At 69.5% G+C, this 17,068-nt stretch carries 17 protein-coding genes and 1 riboswitch; of the genes, 11 read left to right on the top strand and 6 right to left on the bottom strand.

From position 1 onward, the window contains the following. Positions 1–34: 34 nt before the first annotated feature. On the bottom strand, positions 35–928 hold the full coding sequence (locus DI276_RS03425) for an alpha/beta hydrolase (RefSeq protein WP_232836424.1): 894 nt from the start codon (positions 926–928) through the stop codon (positions 35–37). Positions 929–998: 70 nt separating this feature from the next. Here DI276_RS03425 and DI276_RS03420 point away from each other — a divergent pair, with 70 nt between their 5' ends. The 3 genes from DI276_RS03420 to DI276_RS03410 are packed head-to-tail and all read left to right on the top strand — an operon-like array spanning position 999 to position 3,558. After that, positions 999–2,021 (top strand): M48 family metallopeptidase, encoded by a 1,023-nt coding sequence (locus DI276_RS03420; protein WP_112261815.1) that lies wholly within the window; start codon positions 999–1,001, stop codon positions 2,019–2,021. Between the two features lie 15 nt (positions 2,022–2,036). Beyond that, entirely contained in the window at positions 2,037–2,813 is a 777-nt protein-coding gene (locus DI276_RS03415; protein WP_112261814.1) for a S1 family peptidase, read from the top strand. A 22-nt stretch (positions 2,814–2,835) separates the two neighbouring features. Then, complete coding sequence (locus DI276_RS03410) at positions 2,836–3,558, top strand: S1 family peptidase (protein ID WP_112261813.1); 723 nt, start codon at positions 2,836–2,838, stop codon at positions 3,556–3,558. Here the strand turns inward: DI276_RS03410 and DI276_RS03405 are convergent. Then, on the bottom strand, positions 3,539–5,725 hold the full coding sequence (locus tag DI276_RS03405; RefSeq protein WP_112261812.1) for a tetratricopeptide repeat protein: 2,187 nt from the start codon (positions 5,723–5,725) through the stop codon (positions 3,539–3,541). The two genes, DI276_RS03410 and DI276_RS03405, sit on opposite strands and share 20 nt — an antisense overlap. Positions 5,726–5,730: 5 nt before the next feature. Next, positions 5,731–6,354 carry a TetR/AcrR family transcriptional regulator gene (locus tag DI276_RS03400; RefSeq protein ID WP_112261811.1) on the bottom strand — a complete coding sequence of 208 codons (624 nt, stop codon included), beginning with the start codon at positions 6,352–6,354 and terminating at the stop codon, positions 5,731–5,733. A 53-nt stretch (positions 6,355–6,407) separates the two neighbouring features. On the opposite strand from DI276_RS03400, the gene DI276_RS03395 reads away from it, so the two are divergent. After that, positions 6,408–7,712 carry a serine hydrolase domain-containing protein gene (locus DI276_RS03395; RefSeq protein ID WP_112261810.1) on the top strand — a complete coding sequence of 435 codons (1,305 nt, stop codon included), beginning with the start codon at positions 6,408–6,410 and terminating at the stop codon, positions 7,710–7,712. Here the strand turns inward: DI276_RS03395 and DI276_RS03390 are convergent. Then, on the bottom strand, positions 7,709–8,317 hold the full coding sequence (locus tag DI276_RS03390) for a LysE family translocator (protein WP_112261809.1): 609 nt from the start codon (positions 8,315–8,317) through the stop codon (positions 7,709–7,711). The genes DI276_RS03395 and DI276_RS03390 overlap by 4 nt on opposite strands. A 148-nt stretch (positions 8,318–8,465) precedes the next feature. Between DI276_RS03390 and DI276_RS03385 the strand changes: the two genes are divergently transcribed. Continuing rightward, positions 8,466–9,197 carry a S1 family peptidase gene (locus DI276_RS03385; RefSeq protein WP_112261808.1) on the top strand — a complete coding sequence of 244 codons (732 nt, stop codon included), beginning with the start codon at positions 8,466–8,468 and terminating at the stop codon, positions 9,195–9,197. A 13-nt stretch (positions 9,198–9,210) separates the two neighbouring features. Further along, entirely contained in the window at positions 9,211–9,669 is a 459-nt protein-coding gene (locus DI276_RS03380; protein ID WP_232836423.1) for a GNAT family N-acetyltransferase, read from the top strand. On the opposite strand, the gene DI276_RS03375 is transcribed toward DI276_RS03380, so the two are convergent. Beyond that, the gene (locus DI276_RS03375; RefSeq protein ID WP_232836422.1) at positions 9,623–10,816 is read right to left on the bottom strand and encodes an 8-amino-7-oxononanoate synthase; all 1,194 of its coding nucleotides are present in this window, start codon (positions 10,814–10,816) and stop codon (positions 9,623–9,625) included. The genes DI276_RS03380 and DI276_RS03375 overlap by 47 nt on opposite strands. A gap of 43 nt (positions 10,817–10,859) precedes the next feature. Here DI276_RS03375 and DI276_RS03370 point away from each other — a divergent pair, with 43 nt between their 5' ends. Then, a complete protein-coding gene (locus DI276_RS03370) occupies positions 10,860–11,936 on the top strand; it encodes a cytochrome P450 (protein ID WP_198680440.1) in 1,077 nt (358 codons plus the stop codon). Here the strand turns inward: DI276_RS03370 and DI276_RS03365 are convergent. After that, on the bottom strand, positions 11,920–12,753 hold the full coding sequence (locus DI276_RS03365; RefSeq protein WP_112261806.1) for a quinone oxidoreductase family protein: 834 nt from the start codon (positions 12,751–12,753) through the stop codon (positions 11,920–11,922). The two genes, DI276_RS03370 and DI276_RS03365, sit on opposite strands and share 17 nt — an antisense overlap. A gap of 80 nt (positions 12,754–12,833) precedes the next feature. Between DI276_RS03365 and DI276_RS03360 the strand changes: the two genes are divergently transcribed. From DI276_RS03360 to cobO, 4 genes are all read left to right on the top strand, one after another. Next, the gene (locus DI276_RS03360) at positions 12,834–13,340 is read left to right on the top strand and encodes a TetR/AcrR family transcriptional regulator (protein WP_232836421.1); all 507 of its coding nucleotides are present in this window, start codon (positions 12,834–12,836) and stop codon (positions 13,338–13,340) included. 10 nt (positions 13,341–13,350) lie between these two features. Beyond that, complete coding sequence (locus DI276_RS03355; RefSeq protein WP_112262177.1) at positions 13,351–14,310, top strand: threonine aldolase family protein; 960 nt, start codon at positions 13,351–13,353, stop codon at positions 14,308–14,310. Positions 14,311–14,348: 38 nt separating this feature from the next. After that, positions 14,349–14,477: riboswitch (cobalamin riboswitch) on the top strand. 38 nt (positions 14,478–14,515) lie between these two features. After that, positions 14,516–16,417 carry a putative cobaltochelatase gene (locus DI276_RS03350; RefSeq protein ID WP_112261804.1) on the top strand — a complete coding sequence of 634 codons (1,902 nt, stop codon included), beginning with the start codon at positions 14,516–14,518 and terminating at the stop codon, positions 16,415–16,417. 12 nt (positions 16,418–16,429) lie between these two features. Beyond that, a complete protein-coding gene (gene cobO, locus DI276_RS03345; RefSeq protein WP_112261803.1) occupies positions 16,430–17,044 on the top strand; it encodes a cob(I)yrinic acid a,c-diamide adenosyltransferase in 615 nt (204 codons plus the stop codon). The last annotated feature ends 24 nt before the right edge of the window (positions 17,045–17,068 follow it).

Below are 17,068 nucleotides of genomic sequence, written 5' to 3'. Positions count from 1 at the left end.
GACGCCCAGTCTCGAACTTCGACCTATGACGAGGTCAAGCTGTTTTCAAGAACTCGTCGACCTCCGCGAGCGCCGCCGCACGGACTGGCTCAGGCGACAGGAACAGGTCGTGCATGCCGGCCTCGATCTCCACGACCTTGACCGATGATCCGATCTTCGGACCCCACTTCCGCATGCCCTCGACGTCGAGCACCGCGTCCGCCTTCGACACGTCCTCGCTCCACGCCTTGGCGTTCAGCATGCTGCGGTTGGAGTGCATGACCAGCACGGGCACCCGCACGTCGAGACCTTTGTGGACCTTCTCCTGCGCGATGAGGATCGCCCGGATCCACCCGGCGAGCACCGGGAAGCCCGCGAGCGGCTTCCACTTCAGGTCGAAGTCCCACTCGCCGTTGCGCGAGCTGTGGATCGCCGCGCCGTACGCGTCACCGAGGTTCGCGCGGATCTTCACCTTCGGCGCGATCTGGCCGATCACCTTCACCAGCTGGCGCACGAACGGCGGTTCGACGACGTCGAGCCACGGGCTGTTCAGCACCAGCGCGCTGATCAACTCGGTGTCCCGCCGCTCGTGCGCCCACAACGACGTGGTCAGCCCGCCGGTCGAGTGGCCCATGAGGACGACGCGTGAATGCTCTTCACGAATGACGGCGATCGCGGCGTCGATCTCCTCGTAATACACCGCCATGTCGGTCGTGTAGTTCGGCACCTCGCCGTCACGCAACGACCGGCCGTATCCGCGCAGGTCAACGGCGTAGAAGTCGTAGCCTTGGGCCGTGTAGTGCTCGGCCACGTGCTCCTGGAAGAAGTAGTCCGCGAACCCGTGGACGTAGAGGATCGCGCCGCGGTCGTTGGCCGCGGCACGGCGGCGGACCAGGGTCGCGGACGCTCCGCCGCGCAGCGGCAGAACGGTGGTGTCGTCGTCGCTCACCGCGCCAGTTTGCAACGGTCCGGCGCCGATTCCGTGCACCCTTGTCCGGATCGTGTCTAACCTGGGTGGTGTGACGGGGGATATTGAGCAGTCATCGAGGGTGCGCTTCCCGGGCATCAGCCCGCGCGCCTATGAGCATCCTGCCGACCGAGGCGCCCTCGCGGTGCTGAGGGCGGTGCCCGCCGTGGCACCGATCCTCAAGGCGGTCGCCGGAGCCTTCTCCGAGCGGGGTGAGCGCCTGCTTCAGGTGGCGTCCTCCGTGCGGGTGGGCCCGAAGCAGTACCCGCAGCTCGACCGCATCCGCAACGAGGTGGCGGCGACGTTCGACCTCGACGAGGTGCCCGAGCTCTTCGTCGAGCGCAGCTCGCAGGCCTACGCTTACACCTACGGCATCGACAAGCCGTTCATCGTGTTCAGCACTGGTGTGGTCGACCTGCTCGACCACGAGTCGCTGCGGTTCCTCATCGGCCACGAGATGGGCCACGCGATGTCGGGCCACGCGCTCTACAACACGCTGCTGCGCCGGCTCATCGACCTGACCACGTCGTTCGCGTGGGTGCCCGCGGGCGCCATCGCCATGCGGGCGGTCATCGCGGCGCTGCGTGAGTGGCAGCGCAAGACCGAGCTGTCCTGTGACCGGGCCGGCCTGCTCGCCTGCCAGGATCCGCAGGCCGTGTTGCGCGCGCACCTCGCGATGGCGGGCGATCTCGGCGGCCAGGTCGACATCGCGTCGTTCCTCGCCCAGGCGAAGGAGTACGAGGAGGTCGAGGACATCCGCGACAGCCTCCTCAAGCTCCTGCACACCGAGCGCCGGTCGCACCCGCTGGTCGTGGTGCGGGCCGCCGAGCTGCAGCGCTGGTCGGCGACCGAGGAGTACCGCGAGATCCTCACCGGCACGTACCCGCGCCGCGACGACGACCGGCCGACGAACAACCTCACGGACGACGTGAAGTCCGCCGCCCGCTCGTACAAGGAGTCCATGAACAACTCCGCCGACCCGCTGATCAAGACGATCAACGACATCGGCGAGTCCGTCATGGGTGCGGCGAGCAGGGTTTGGAGCAAAGTTGCTCCGAACGGCGCAGCGGAGTAGCTACCATCTGGAGTCATGAGACGACTCCTGGTGTTGGTTCTCTCGGCAATGCTGGTCACGAGTGGCGTCGCCGTCGCCGGTGAGCAGGTCATCGGCGGCGAGCGCGCCTCGATCGAGGCCAACCCGTGGGTCGTCTACCTGACCGACGACCACGGCGTGCAGTTCTGCGGTGGCACCGTCGTCGCACCGACGAAGGTGCTCACCGCGGCGCACTGCGCGCTCGGCCGCGCGCCCGGTGACCTGCGCGTTGTCGCGGGTCGCGAGGACAAGCTGGATCGGGACTCGGGGATGTCGGTGGCGCTCGCGGACATCTGGATCCACAAGCAGTACGTCGCTGCCGACGAGGGCGAGGACCTGGCCGTCCTGACGCTGCGCAAGCCGCTGCCGTACACCCCGCTGCCCATCGCCGAACCGGCCGACCGGGCGCTCTACCAGCCCGGCACTCAGCTGCGGGCCCTCGGCTGGGGTCGCACCAGCGAGAACGGCAAGACCTCGCGCTACCTCATGCAGGCCGTGCTGCCGGTGCTGCCGGACACCTACTGCGCCGAGTCCTACCCGCAGTTCGTGAAGACGGACATGTTCTGCGCGGGCTACGAGACCGGCAAGATCGACACCTGCCAGGGCGACTCCGGCGGCCCGATCGTCGCGGACGGCAAGCTGGTCGGCGTCACGTCCTGGGGCGAGGGCTGTGCGCGCAGGGGCAAGCCCGGCGTGTACGTCCGGATCTCCCGGTACGCGAAGGATCTTCACCCGGTCGTGGATGCTTTGCCGACTGGAGTTGTCGAGCCCTAGACCCCTGGGTTCAGTGGGGTGCATGCGTCTGCCGGCAGCGGTTCTGGCCCTGATCGTGATCACGGTGACCCCTGCGCACGCGACGCCCAGGATTGTTGGCGGAGTCGTCGTCGACAACGCCGACGAGGCGCCGTGGATGGTCGCCCTGACGACGTCGTCCGGCTACCAGTTCTGCGGAGGAGCACTCGTCGGACCTGGTCTGGTGGCCACGGCGGCGCACTGCGTCTACGGCCGCACGCCCAGTTCGATCACCGTGGCGGGCGGCAAGCTCGATCTGCGCACCGACGGCGGCAGCACGTCGGTCGTCTCGAAGTACCAGATCGCGGAGGGCTACTCGACTCCCTCGCGCGGCAAGGACATCGCGTTGCTGACGCTCGCCCAGCCGATGCCGTACCGCGTGCTGCCGGTTGCCGACTCGACCGCGGTGTACGCGGCGCGCAACGTCGGTGTGGTGTACGGGTGGGGGCGCCAGGCGGAGCTCGACACGAACAAGAGCCCGTTGCTGCACAAGGCTTCCATCCCGATCATGGCGGACGCGCAGTGCGCCGGTGCCTATGCGCGGTACGACCCGGCGGCGATGTTCTGCGCGGGCTACCCGGAGGGCGGGGTCGACTCGTGCATCGACGACTCCGGCGGTCCGTTCGTGGTCGACGGACGGCTCGCGGGCATCGTGTCGTGGGGCATCGGGTGCGCACGCCCGAACACGCCCGGCGTCTACACGCGCGTCAAGACCTATCTCTCCTGATCAGGTCTGCCCGGTAGCGCAGCCCGGCGCTCTCGGCCCGTTCGATTGCCTTGTCGTACAACGCCTTGTCCTGCAGAAGTGCGGCTTTTCCGGCGAGTGCACGGACTTCGATGATGCGGAACTCGGCTTCGGTGGCACGGCGCAGAACCTCGTCGTACTCGGCGACCGAACGGTTCACCTCCGCGAGCACGAGGCAGGCGTCGACCTCGATGAACAGGTCGTCGTCGCCGGCGAGTTCGAGCGCGCGTTCGGCGTGTTCGCGGGCCTCTTCCCGGCGGTCCGTCGCGATGAGCAGTTCCGCGTACTCGACCCGCGCGGACATCTCGATCGGCCGCATTCCATGCCGTTGCGACATTTCCAGCGCTTCCCGGAAGACCGCATCGGCCTCGGTGTGCTTGTGCTGCGCGGCCAGCACGACAGCGAGGTTGTTGAGCCCGTTGGACGTGTGCTGCACGTCGTCGAGCTCTCGCGCGAGCCGCACGGATCGCCGGAGCACCTCTTCTGCGGAGTCGAGCCGCCCGAGCTCCAGCTCGACCAGGCCGAGGTTGCCGAGACCGCCGGTGAGCTGTGCGTGCATGCCGTTCGGCCCGTACAGCTCCAGTGCCGCGCTGAGGTGTTCGCTCGCGCGGTCCAGTTCGCCGATGTCGTGGTAGATCCCGGCGAGGATGTTGAGCGCGGTCGCCTCTTCCGCCTGCCGGCCGGCGGCGCGGAACTCGGCGATCGCCAGCTCGCAGTGGCGGATCGCGGCCCGGTGCGCGCCGAACCGCCAGTCGAGGTACGCGAGACACACGCGCATCGCCGCGGCCCGTTGTCCGGTCTCGCCGCTCTGCAGCGCGGCGTTCGCGATGGTGCGCAGCTCGCCGTAGTAGCCGGCCAGCAGCAGGTACCCGCGCATCGCCGCGACCAGCCCGGCGTCGGGGCGGTCCTGCGCGAGTGCGACGAGGTTGAGCCGTTCCGTCTCGAACCACGCCGTCGCGGTCTCCCGGTCCGCGAACGGGATCGGGTCGCTGGTGACCGGCAACAGGCGGGTGAAGCCGGCGTTCAGCTCGGCTTCGGCGCCGTCCGCGTGCCTGAGGTACCAGTCGAAGACGGTGCGCCGATCTGCCGGCGTCGCTCGTTCGTGGGCGTACAGGCGCAGGAGGTCGTGCAGCTGGTAGCGATCACCGTTGCGCTGCACCAGGTTCGCCGTGACCAGTTCGTCGACCGGTGCTCCGGCCAGGCCGCGCGGGATGTCCGGGCCGGGCACCGCGCCGAGGAAGTCGAACGTCCGCCGCGCCTGCGGGGAGAGCTTGCGGTAGGAGAGGTCGAACGTCGCCTGCACGGCCGTGTCGTCCTCCTCGATCTCCAACGCCCTGAGCCGGTGCTCGCGCAGCTCCTCGACGTAGTCCGGCAGGTGGCGTCCGGCGAGGTTCGCCCCGGCGATCCGCAGGGCCAGCGGCAACCGCCCGCAGAGCCTGATCAACTCGCTCGTGTCGCCCTCGACGCGCATGCCCTTGAGCAGCTCGTGCGCCTCCTGCTCGGCCAGCACACCGAGCTTGACCTGGGCGAACTGCGGCAGGTCCGAGCGGCTCGTGACCAGCGCGGCACAGCCGGGCGTGTCCGGCAGCAGCGGCGCGATCACCTCGGCGGTCGCGTTGTCGAGCACCACGAGCACCCGCCGGTTCCTGAGCAGCTCGCGGTAGTCGTCGTTCGGCCCGCCGCCCAGCGCCTTCACGAACCGGGCCAGCGCCTGCTCGACCGTCATCGACGGCCCGGTGGAGAAGCCGCGCAGGTTGACGTACAGCTGCCCGTCGGGGAACCGCTCGCGCAGCCGGTGGGCTTCCCGGATCGCGAGGACCGTCTTGCCGACGCCCGGCAGTCCGGTGATCGCAAGCACCGGCGCGTCGATGAGCTCCAGCCGGGCGATTTCCTCTTTCCTGCCAACGAAGTCGGGCAGGTCGGCCGGCAGCTGGCACGGTGCGGGCGGGCGTGGGACGAGCCGGTACCCGGCGGGTTCGGTGATCACCTGGTCGGTCGCGCGCAGTCTGCTGACCAGCGTGCGCAACGCCGCGCGCGGGTGTTTCGGCGGCTCGTCCGGCCACACCAGGCCCACCAGCGCGTCGAACGGCACCGGCTCGCCGGGACGTGCGGTCAGCGCAGCGCGCAGGGCCTGCAGTCGATCCGCCACCGTGGTTACGACCTGCCTTCACCCAGTCCGGCGAGCACGCGTTCCAGTCCGTACTCGAAAGTCTTGTCTCGCAACGCTTTCGACGTTACGCCACGAACGACGAGCTCGTCCTCGGACTGGCCACTGCGCGCCAGCAGCTGCACGTACGCCGCCTCGCTCACGGTCATGCCGACCACGTAGCCGAGCATCGTCTTCATCGCCAGATCGGCCTCGTCGTCGGGAAACCCGGCGCCGACGAACAACGCCAGCAGCCGCGCGGAGCGGTCCGACAGGTTCGGCCCCAGTTCCGCCAAGCCGACCTGGCCGAGCACCGAAGCCACCCACGGGTGCCGCAGCACCACGGCGCGCAGGCTGCGGGCCGCATCGGCGACAGACGTGCGCCACGGTCCCTCCGCAGGCACCTCCATCTCGCCGTACGCCTCGTCCACGACGAGCTCGATCAGCTCGTCCTTGTTCGCCACGTGCCGGTAGAGCGACGTGGCCTTCGTGTCCATCCGGGCGGCGAGCGTGCGCATCGACAACGCCTCCAGGCCGTCCGCGTCCAGCAGTTCCACGGCCGCCGCCACGATCCGGTCCTGGCTCAGGCCCGCGCGGGGCCGCTGCTCCCGCGTCCACACCGACGAGATCATGCGTTCACCGTACGCACTTGCGTACAGCTTCGCGATCTGCGTACAGTGTTCGCATGACGCGAACACTGTACGCACAGGACCTGCTCGACACCCTCCGCGCGGAGCACGACGTTCCCGGCGCGACGCTCGCCGTGCTGGTCGACGGTGAGATCCACGAGTTCGCCAGCGGTGTGCTGAACACCGCGACCGGCGTTGAAGCGACCACCGACTCGGTCTTCCAGCTCGGCTCGATCGCGAAGATCTACACCGCGACGCTGGTGATGTCGCTGGTCGAGGAGGGTCTGCTCGACCTCGACGCCCGAGTGGTGGACGTGCTGCCGGACTTCCGGGTCGCCGACCCCGAGGCGACGAGCAAGATCACCGTTCGGCAGCTGCTCAGCCACACCAGCGGACTGAGTGGCGACTTCCAGCCCGACACCGGCCGTGGCGACGACTGCATCGAGAGGTACGTGGCGGCGTGCGTGCGGCTCGGTCAGGACGTGCCGCCGGGCTCGACCGTCTCCTACAGCGGGGCCGGCTACGTCGTGCTCGGCCGGATCGTCGAGGTGCTCACCGGCACGACCTGGAACCAGGCGCTCGCCGACCGCGTGCTCACGCCCCTCGGACTGGCGCACACCATGACGCTGCCGGAGGACGTGCTGCGGTTCCGCGCTGCCGTCGGGCACTTCAACGGTGCGCCCACTCCGGTGTGGGACCTGATGCCCCGTGCCGCCGGTCCCGCGGCTGCCGTCTGCGCGAGTGCCGGTGACCTCGTCCGGCTGGTCCAGGCGCACCTCGACAGCACCGTGCTGAAGCCGGAAACCGTTGCCCTCATGCAGGAACGCCAGGTCGACGTGCCGGACAAGTGGACCGTCAGCGCGGACGGCTGGGGCCTCGGGTGGACGCTCTACGACTTCACCGGCACGCCCGGCATCGGCCACGACGGCGCCGCCACCGGTCAGTACGCCTACCTGCGCGTGATTCCGGAGACTGGTGTGGCCATTGCGTTGCTGACCAACGGCGGCGGTGCGCGGCCGTTGTCGTCGGCGATCCTTCGCTCGTTGCTCGGCCAGTTCGGCGTCGAGATGCCGCCGCCGTTCGCGCCGCCCGCCGAGCCCTTTGAGGTGGACATGGCTCCGTACGACGGGGTCTACAAGCGCGAGGGTGTGGTCATCACGATCGACGGTCGCAAGGCGCGGTACGAGTTCGTGGACGACATGGCGATCTACCCGTCCATGGACATGGAGCTGATCCCCGTGGCGCACAACGTCTTCGCGGCCACCGGCGCCGGGTCGTCGTTCCAGGACGACTTCATGCCGGTCGTCTTTTCCGGTGGCTACTGCTACATCGGAATGCGTGCGGCGCCGAAGGTCGGCTAGAGCACGAGGCCCACGGACATGGTGAGGAAGACGGCCGCGCACACCGCGTCGAGCGCGGTCGTCACGCCGGGCCGCTTGAGCCGGCCTGCCACGCGCGAGGCCGCCAGCACGATCATCAGCTCCCAGACCGCCGCGAGCCCGAGGAACAGCACGGCCAGCATCGCGAGCTGCGGTGCCGGTTCACCCGATCCGATGAACTGCGGCAGGAAAGCCAGCGAGAACAGCAGCATCTTCGGGTTCGTGATGTTGGTCAGGAAGCCCTGCCGGAACGGCCGGTCGCTCATGACCTCCTCCGGCTCGCCACCGGAGCGCTTGATGAGCCCGCGTGCGATGGAAACCGCCAGGTAGAGCAGGTAGCCGGCGCCGATCCAGCGCAGCGCCGTGAGCAACATCGGGTACTGCGCGAGCACCACGCCGAGGCCCGAGATCACCAGCGCCACCTGGACCGCCGCCGCCGAGTGGATGCCGGCCAGTGCGAGCAGTCCCGAGCGGGTGCCGGACCGCAGTGACGTGCGCAGCAGCAGGAACGCGTCAACGCCGGGGGTCACGATGACGACCGCGCACGCGATGAGAAAGGCCGGAACCTGGCCGAAGTCGAACAACACCGTACATACCCCCGTGAGCTACACCACTGACCGTAAAATCTTCGGTCCAACGGGACACTAACACGAGAATCTCCGGTTTTGACGCCGTCCTAGCGCGATCGCTACGGTTGGTGACCAATCGTCCACCTGGCGCAACGAGGAGTGGTCCGTGAGGGGTAAGCGGTTTGCCGTGCTCGCGGCGGTGATCGCGCTGGTCAGCGGTGCGTCGACGGCTGATGCGATCGTCGGGGGGACACCCGCGCGGGTGGCGGACACCCCGTGGGTTGTGGCGATCACCACCCCCGACGGCCAGCTGATCTGCGGTGGCGCGCTGGTCGCCCCGGACAAGGTCATGACGGCCGCGCACTGCGCGACGCTCAAGGGCGTGCTCGGCAAGAACCAGCGCCCGGCCGAGCAGCTGCGCGTGGTCGCCGGCCGCACCGACCTGCGGGGTCAGGAAGGCGTGGTCGCGCAGGTCGCGAACGTGTGGCGGCACCCGGACTACCGCGAGGTCACCAAGGGCGACGACGTGGCGGTGCTGACCCTGGCCCACGGGCTGCCGCACCGGACGATCGCACTCGGCGAGGCCGGCGACGAGGGCGTGGTGCTCGGCTGGGGCCGCACGGCGGAGGACACCCCGCCCGCGATGTCGCTGCGCAAGGTGACGGTGCCGATCCTGTCGGACCAGGAGTGCCTGCTGAAGGAACCGGATTTCCGGCCGGGCGCGATGTTGTGCGCCGGTCGTGGCGGCCGGGACGCGTGCACGGGCGACTCCGGCGGGCCGCTGGTGGTGCGGGGCAGGCTCGCGGGCGTCGTGTCGTTCGGGCGCGGCTGTGCGCGGGCAGATGAACCGGGCGTCTACACCCGGCTGGTTCACTACCGGTCGGTGCTGGGCTTCTGATATCCAAGGTGCGGTGCGAACCACACCGTTTCCCGCCACTTTGCGGCGGCAGTGGGGGCTCGACCTGAGCCCCGCCCAGCTCTACGCGATCCTGCGGCTGCGCCAGGACGTGTTCGTCGTCGAGCAGAACAGCATCTACTGCGACGTGGACGGCCGTGACCTCGAACAGGGCACGCGCCACTTCTGGCTGGAAGCTGACGGTTCCCCCGATCCGCTCGCGTACCTGCGCCTGCTCGAGGAGCCCGACGGCACGTTCCGCATCGGCCGCGTCGTCACCGCGCGCATGGCCCGCGGTCGTGGCTTCAGCCGCCGGCTGATGCAGGCGGCGTTGGTTGACGTGGGCAACGCGCCGTGCGTGCTCGACTCGCAGACCTACGTCGCGGACTTCTACGCGTCGTTCGGCTTCGTGGCCGAAGGGGCGGAGTTCATCGAGGACGGGATTCCACACCTGCGGATGCGGCGCACTCCCTGATCACGCGCACCGCGCGCTCGATGTCGGCCTCGGTCAGATCGGCGCGCGCGGTGAGCCGCAGCCTGCTGATCTGGTCCGGCACCGACGGCGGCCGGAAGCAGCCGACGACCACGCCGCTCGTGCGGCACGCCTCGGCCCACTTGAAGGCCTGTTCCGGCGACGGCGCCCGCACGCTCACGACGGCGGCCGTGGGCGTGCTGACCTGGAAACCGGCTTCCTTCAGGCGGTTGCTCAGGTCGTGCGCCACGGTCAGCGCGCGTTCGGGGCGGTCCGGCTCCTCGCGCAGGATCTTGATGGCGGCCAGTGCCGCCGCCGCGCTGCTCGGCGCGAGGCCCGTGTCGAAGATGAACGTGCGCGCGGTGTCGATCAGGTGCTTGATCACCCGGCTCGGGCCGAGCACCGCACCGCCCTGCGCGCCGAGCGACTTGCTCAGCGTCAGCGTGGTGATCACGTCCGGCGCCTTGATGATGCCCGCCTCGGCGACCGCGCCCCGTCCGCCGGGTCCGACGACGCCGAGCCCGTGCGCGTCGTCGACCACCAGTGCGGCACCGGTCGCGCGGCAGGCCTCGTGCAGTTCGTTGAGCGGCGCGATGTCGCCGTCGACGGAGAAGACCGAGTCGGTGACCACGATCGCGCGCCGCTTGCCGCGGGTCTGCAATGCGTGCCGGACCTTGCCGACGTCGCAGTGGTCCGCGACGACGACATCCGCCTTGGACAGCCGCGTGCCGTCGATCAGCGACGCGTGGATGTGCTGGTCGGCCACGATCGCCGTGCCGGGACCGGACAAGGCGGTGACCGCGCCGAGATTCGCCAGGTAGCCGCTGCTGAACACCAGCGCCGACTGGGCGCCGCAGAAGTTCGCGAGCTCGTACTCCAGCTCGGCGTGCAGCTCCGTGGAGCCCGTGACCAGGCGCGACCCCGTCGAACCCGCGCCCCACTTCAAAGTGGCGGCGGCCGCGGCACCCGCGACGCGCTTGTCCTTCGCGAGCCCGAGGTAGTCGTTGCTGGCGAGGTCGAGGTCCGTCGAGTCCGCCGTGCGCGGCCGGACGCGGCGGGTCAAGCCCGCCTTGGCACGCGCTTCAGAGCGGACGTCGATCCAGTCGAACGTCGACTCACCACCACTGAAAATCGCCTCAGTTGTGCTCACGGTCACCGCCTGAGTCTCCCATCCGCCGACTAGCGTGCCGCTCGTGGACCTGTTCACCTTCACGCGTGCCGAACTCACCTCGCCGGTGCAGTTCGTCGACGGCCGCTGGGTGGTGTCGGACTACGACGACGTGCGCGCCGTGCTGGCCGACCCGGTCACCTTCCTGCCCGACAACGCCCTGACCGCCGTCACGCCGGTCGCGCCGGCCGCGTTGCGCGCCCTGGTCAGGGCTCGCTTCTCGTTGCCGCCGACGCTCGCGAACAACGGGTCAGCGTCGCACGCGAGTTTGCGGCGCCTCGTCGCGTCGTTCTTCACGCCGGTCCGCGTTGCCGCTGCGGAGCCTCGCATCCGGTCGCTCGTTTTGGAACGGCTGGGTGGTGCGGGTCTCAGCCAAAATGATCTTGTCAGTTCGCTCGCGTGGGACCTGCCGGCGATCGTGCTGATGGAGCTGCTCGGCCTGGAGAACGTCGACATCCCGACGTTGAAGCGCTGGAGCTCGGGGTCGTTGGAGTTCTTCTGGGGCGACATCTCGCGTGAACGGCAGCTGGAGCTGGTCGACGACGTCGGCGACTTCCACCAGTGGCTGATCAAGCGCTACGACGCGCGGGATGGCGAGTTGTTCTGCGCTCTCGCCGACGCCGGTGTGTCCGCAGAGGACTCCGCCGGGCTTTGCTACTTCCTGCTGATCGCCGGTCAGGAGACGACCACTCAGTTGTTGTCCACGGCTTTGCGCCGTGCGTTGCAGGACCGCTCGTTGTGGGCGCGGTTGGTTGAGCGGAAGGTCGCCGAGTCGTTCGTGGAGGACGTGCTGCGGACGGACACGCCCGTGGTGACCTGGCGACGGCTGACTGCTCGTGAGGTCGTCTTGTCCGGTGTGCGCGTGCCTGCCGGTGCTGAGCTCGTGTTGTTGTTGAGCGGCAAGGAGAACGACCCTCGGCACCTGGCATTCGGTTATGGCCGCCACTTCTGTCTCGGTGCGGGGCTGGCTCGGCTGGAGGCTGCCGTGGTGCTGCAGACCGTTGCCGAGCACGAGCCGTCGTTGCACCTGACCGGGCCGTCGCCGGAGTGGCTCAACCTGCTGTCGTTCCGCGCGCCTCGGTCCGTCACGGTCGCGCGATGAGCTTGCCTCGCGTGGTGCGGGCTTCGAGTGCTTTGTGCGCTGAGGCGATCTCGTCGAGCCGGTAGACGTCGCCGAGCACGGGTTCGAGGTTCAGGCCGAGCACCTCCTCGGGCGTGGTGTTCTGGGGGAGACCCATGACCGCGACGCCCTTGCGGAAGATGTCGCTCGCCGTGACGTCCAACGGCTCGCCGCTCGCGTAACCGAACACGACCATCCGGCCCACGCCGTCCTTGAGCAGCTCGAACGCGTTCCTGCCGACCTGGCCGCCGATCGACTCGAACACGACGTCGACCGGTTCGAGGCCGTCCCAGTCGTAGCCGATGCCGCCCTTGCTCGACGCCTTCAGCACGGTCGCGCCCTGTCGTTCCGCGAGCTGCACGAGCAGGGTGCCGACGCCTCCGTTCGCCGCTTCGACCAGCACTCGGTCACCGGGCTGGATGCGCGCAGCCTTCGTGGCCGCCACTGCCGTGGTGCCTTGGAGCAGGAGTGCGAGCGCTTCGTGGTCGCTCACGTCGTCGGGTAGCTCGATCGGGTGCTCGATGACGGCCTTCGTGGCGTACGCGCCGTCGCGTGGCACACCCATGACGCGGCGGCCATCTCTTGTGGTGCCAACGACTTCCGAGCCGAGGATCGCCGGGAGACTCGGTCCCGGGTACCACGGGAACAGCTCTTTGCCCTTGCCGCGCCGGATGACCGTCTCGCCGTAGTTGAGGCCGATCGCGGTGACGTCGACGAGCGTGTCGCCCACGGGGTCCTCGACCTCCTCGACCTTCAGCACCTCGGGCCCACCGAATTCGTGAAACCGCACTGCCTTCATCGCTGTCCTCCCCAGTAAGCGGACCGTCGGTCCGGTTGTTACTATACGGACTGTCGGTCCGCTTATGTCAAGGGAGAGTCGTGGTTCGAGCAGACGCCGCCCGCAACCAGGCCGCGATCCTGGCCGCCGCCACCGACCTGATCTGCGAGCGAGGCATCGAGGCCGTGTCGATCGACGACGTCGCGGCCGCGGCAGGTGTGGGCAAGGGCACCGTGTTCCGCCGGTTCGGTGACAAGGCGGGCCTGATCCAGGCCGTGGTCGACTCGACGGCCGCCTCGTGGATCCAGGTCGCGTCGCTGGAGTGCCGCAGCGCAGGCGAGTTCGCCGGCACGCTGTTCGACCACGTGCTGGCGTCGTTGCCGCTGGTCATCGCCGTCGAGCGAACCACGGTCCGCAGCTGCGAGGGCAACTTCCAGCTCACCGTGGACCGGCTCGCGAAGCTGGTCGGCTCCACCTTCAAGGCACACACCGTGCTGGCGGTGCTGCGGGGCGAGCACATTGCGTTCCTGCTCGACCAGGGCATGACCGCGGCCGAGATCCGGGCAGGCGTTATCTCGCTCGCCGACGCGCTCGCGGCTGAGGTTTGATGCCGTGGTGATGAACCGACAGCTCTCCGGAGTCAGGAAGCGGACCCTGCTGGAGGAGCTCGGCCCCGTGCCGGACGTCGAGCCCGACCGCTACGGCGACGGTGGGCCGGTGGGCGCGCTGGAGGAGCGGGTCGCGCAGCTGCTGGGCACCGAGGCCGCGCTGTTCGTGCCGACCGGGACGATGGCTCAGCAGATCGCGCTGAAGTGCTGGGCGGACCGCACGCACAACCCGATCGTGGCGATGCACCCGCAGGCCCACCCGCTGCACCACGAGGACGACGCGCTGACCGTGCTGTCCGGCTTACGCCCGATCAAGGTCGCGAACTCGGAGGTCGCCTCGTGCCCCGAGCCGTTCGGGACGTTGTTGCTGGAGGTACCGGACCGCGAGGCCGGCTTCATCCTGCCGACCTGGGACGAGCTGACCATGCTGGTGGATCAGGCGCGCGAACGGGACGCGGTCGTGCACCTCGACGGCGCCCGGCTGTGGGAGAGCACGTTCGGCCTCGGCAAGCCGCTCCCGGAGATCGTCGGCCTGTTCGACTCGGTCTACGTGTCGTTCTACAAGTCGCTGGAGGGCATGTCCGGCGCGGCGCTCGCCGGCACCCAGGACTTCGTCGACCAGGCACGGGTCTGGCGGCACCGGTACGGCGGCATGCTGTTCCAGCAGTGGCCTGCGGCTTTGTCGGCGATGCACGGCCTCGACACCGTGCTGCCGAGACTCGGCGCGCAGGTCGCGCACGCCAAGGTGGTCGCAGAGGCGATGGGGCAGCCGGAGCCGCACACCCACCAGTTCGCGCTGCACCTGCCGGGTGATCCGGCGCGGCTGACCGAGGTGAGCGGCAAGTTCCTCGGCTCGTTCTGGCGGGCAGGGACGCTCGCGAAGACCGAGGTCACCGTGGCCGAGCCCGCGCTGGAGTGGACCGCTGACGAGGTGCGGGAGGCTTGGGCTGCGTTCCAGAGCCTGCTCTGAAGCGAGATCGCTCACCTGGCTGTTGGACCGGCTGGTGCGAAATGCGACGATGCCGGGGCTGTGAGGGGAGTGCGAGGAAGCCGGTGTGAATCCGGCGCCGTCCCGCGACTGTGACCGGTCCTTGGAGAGACCGGGAGTCAGGAACTCGCCCCTCTCTTGATCACCGACCACGGGCGTGGACACCCGAGGAAGGACTTTGCCGAGCATGTTCCCGTTTTCGGCTGTCGTCGGACATGACGACCTCCGGCTGGCCCTGCTGCTGAACGCCGTGCACCCCGGCATCGGCGGTGTTCTCGTCCGCGGCGAGAAGGGGACCGCGAAGTCGACGATCGTGCGTGCCCTGGCCGCGTTGCTGCCCGAGCTGGACGTCTCGCAGAACTGCCGCTTCGGGTGCGTTCCCGGCAGCACCGACTGCCCGGACGCGCCGCACGAGGCCGCCGAACGCCGGCCCGCGAAGCTCGTCGAGCTGCCCGTCGGTGCCACCGAGGACCGGCTCGTCGGGTCGCTCGACCTGGAGAAGGCGCTGACCGAGGGTGTGCGGGCGTTCCAGCCAGGACTGCTCGCGTCGGCGCACCGGGGCGTGCTCTACGTCGACGAGGTCAACCTGCTGCACGACCACCTGGTCGATTTGCTGCTCGACGCCGCCGCGATGGGCCGCGCGCACGTGGAACGCGAGGGTGTGTCGATCTCCCACCCGTCGCAGTTCCTGCTGGTCGGCACCATGAACCCCGAGGAGGGCGAGCTCAGGCCGCAGTTGCTCGACCGGTTCGGGCTCACGGTCGCGGTGAAGGCCGCGCGGGACGTCGGCATCCGCACCGAGGTGATCCGGCGCCGGCTCGCGTACGAGGCCGACCCCGTGACGTTCGCGGCGCAGTGGGCCCAGGAAGACGCCAAGCTCAAGCAGCAGATCGCAGAAGCTCGCGAGAACCTCAAGGCAGTGTCCCTTCCGGACAGTGAGCTGCGCAGGATCGCCGCTGTGTGCGCGGCTTTCGAGGTCGACGGCATGCGTGCGGACCTCGTCGTCGCCCGTGCCGCCACCGCCCACGCGGCCTGGCGGGGCGCAACCGAGGTCGAGGTAGCCGACGTCGAGGCGGCGGTCCGGCTCGCCCTGCCGCACCGGCGCCGCCGCGACCCGTTCGACGAGCCCGGCATCGAGGAGCAGCAGCTCGAGGACGCGATGCGCGAGGCGGCCGAGCACGCGGACGAGCCAGAAGGCCCGGACGACGACGGCCCCGGCGGCGGCGAGCTGCCCGAACCGCAGGAAGGCCCGGCGGGCAACGGAAACGCGCCCAACGACCGTCCGGCACCGGAACCCGCGCCCGCGTTCAAGGCGCGGCTGCTCGAGGTGCCCGGCGTGGGCGAAGGCGCGCCCGGCAAGCGCTCCAGGGCCCGCGCCCGCACCGGCCGGATCGTCCGTTCGTCCAAAGTAGACGGATCTGGCCTGCATCTCGTCGACACGCTGATGAACGCCGCGCCGCACCAGCACGCGCGCGGCCGGACCAGCCCCGGACTCGTCCTCACGGCGGCGGACCTGCGCAAGGCCGTCAAGGAGGGCAAGGAGTCCAACCTCGTCCTGTTCGTCGTCGACGCGTCCGGCTCGATGGCCGCACGGCAGCGGATGTCGGCGGTCAGCGGCGCGGTCGTCTCCCTGCTGCGTGATGCTTACCAGCGCCGGGACAAGGTCGGCGTGGTCACCTTCCGCGGCAACCAGGCCGAAGTCGCTTTGCCGCCAACGACTTCCGTGGACGCGGCCGCGACCCGGCTCAAGAAGATGCGCACCGGCGGCCGGACCCCGCTGGCGGACGGACTGCTGAAGGCCCACAAGGTCCTGGAGATCGAACGCCTCAGGGACCCGCAGAAGCGCCCGCTCGTCGTGCTGCTGACCGACGGCCGCGCCACGTCGTCCGGCCTCGGCGGCGACCCGACCAAGGACGCGCTGAAGGCGGCCGGCCTGCTCGAACAGACCGCCGTGGTCGTCGTCGACTGCGAACAGGGCCACATCCGGCTCGGCCTCGCGCAGAAGATCGCCGAGGCGTTGCAGGGCACCTGTGTCCGCCTCGACCAGCTCAACGCCGACCACCTCGCCGGCGTCGTTCGCGCCGCATAAGGAGAAACCCAAGTGCCACAGGGACAGCCCACCGCGGTGCCGAAGGACGGCCTGACGACGCGGCAGCGGCGCAACCGGCCGTTGCTCATGCTGCACACCGGTGAGATGAAGGGGAAGTCGACGTCGGCCTTCGGCATGGCGTTGCGCGGCTGGAACCAGGGCTGGGACATCGGCGTGTTCCAGTTCGTGAAGTCCGCCAAGTGGAAGGTCGGCGAGGAGACCGCGTTCAAGGCGCTCGGCCGGTTGCACGACGAGACCGGCGAGGGCGGCGCGGTCGAGTGGCACAAGATGGGCGAGGGCTGGTCGTGGTCCCGCAAGCAGGGCTCCGAGGAGGACCACGCCGCCGCAGCGCTTGAAGGCTGGCAGGAGATCGCACGGCGCTTGCAGGCCGAACGCCACGGGTTCTACGTGCTCGACGAGTTCACCTACCCGCTGCACTGGGGCTGGATCGACGTCGACGAGGTCGTGGACACGCTGGTCAACCGGCCCGGCCACCAGCACGTGGTGATCACGGGCCGGTACGCGCCGGAGAAGTTGATCGAGGCCGCCGACCTCGTGGTGGAGATGACCAAGGTCAAGCACCCGATGGACGCCGGGCAGAAGGGCCAGCGGGGGATCGAGTGGTGAGCGGGCTGATGGGCGACGCCGCCG

Source organism: Lentzea terrae (assembly GCF_003265345.1).
In the GTDB taxonomy this organism is placed as follows: domain Bacteria; phylum Actinomycetota; class Actinomycetes; order Mycobacteriales; family Pseudonocardiaceae; genus Lentzea; species Lentzea terrae.
The sequence above is the reverse complement of the archived record's forward strand: the minus strand, read 5'-3'. Positions and strand labels throughout refer to the sequence as shown.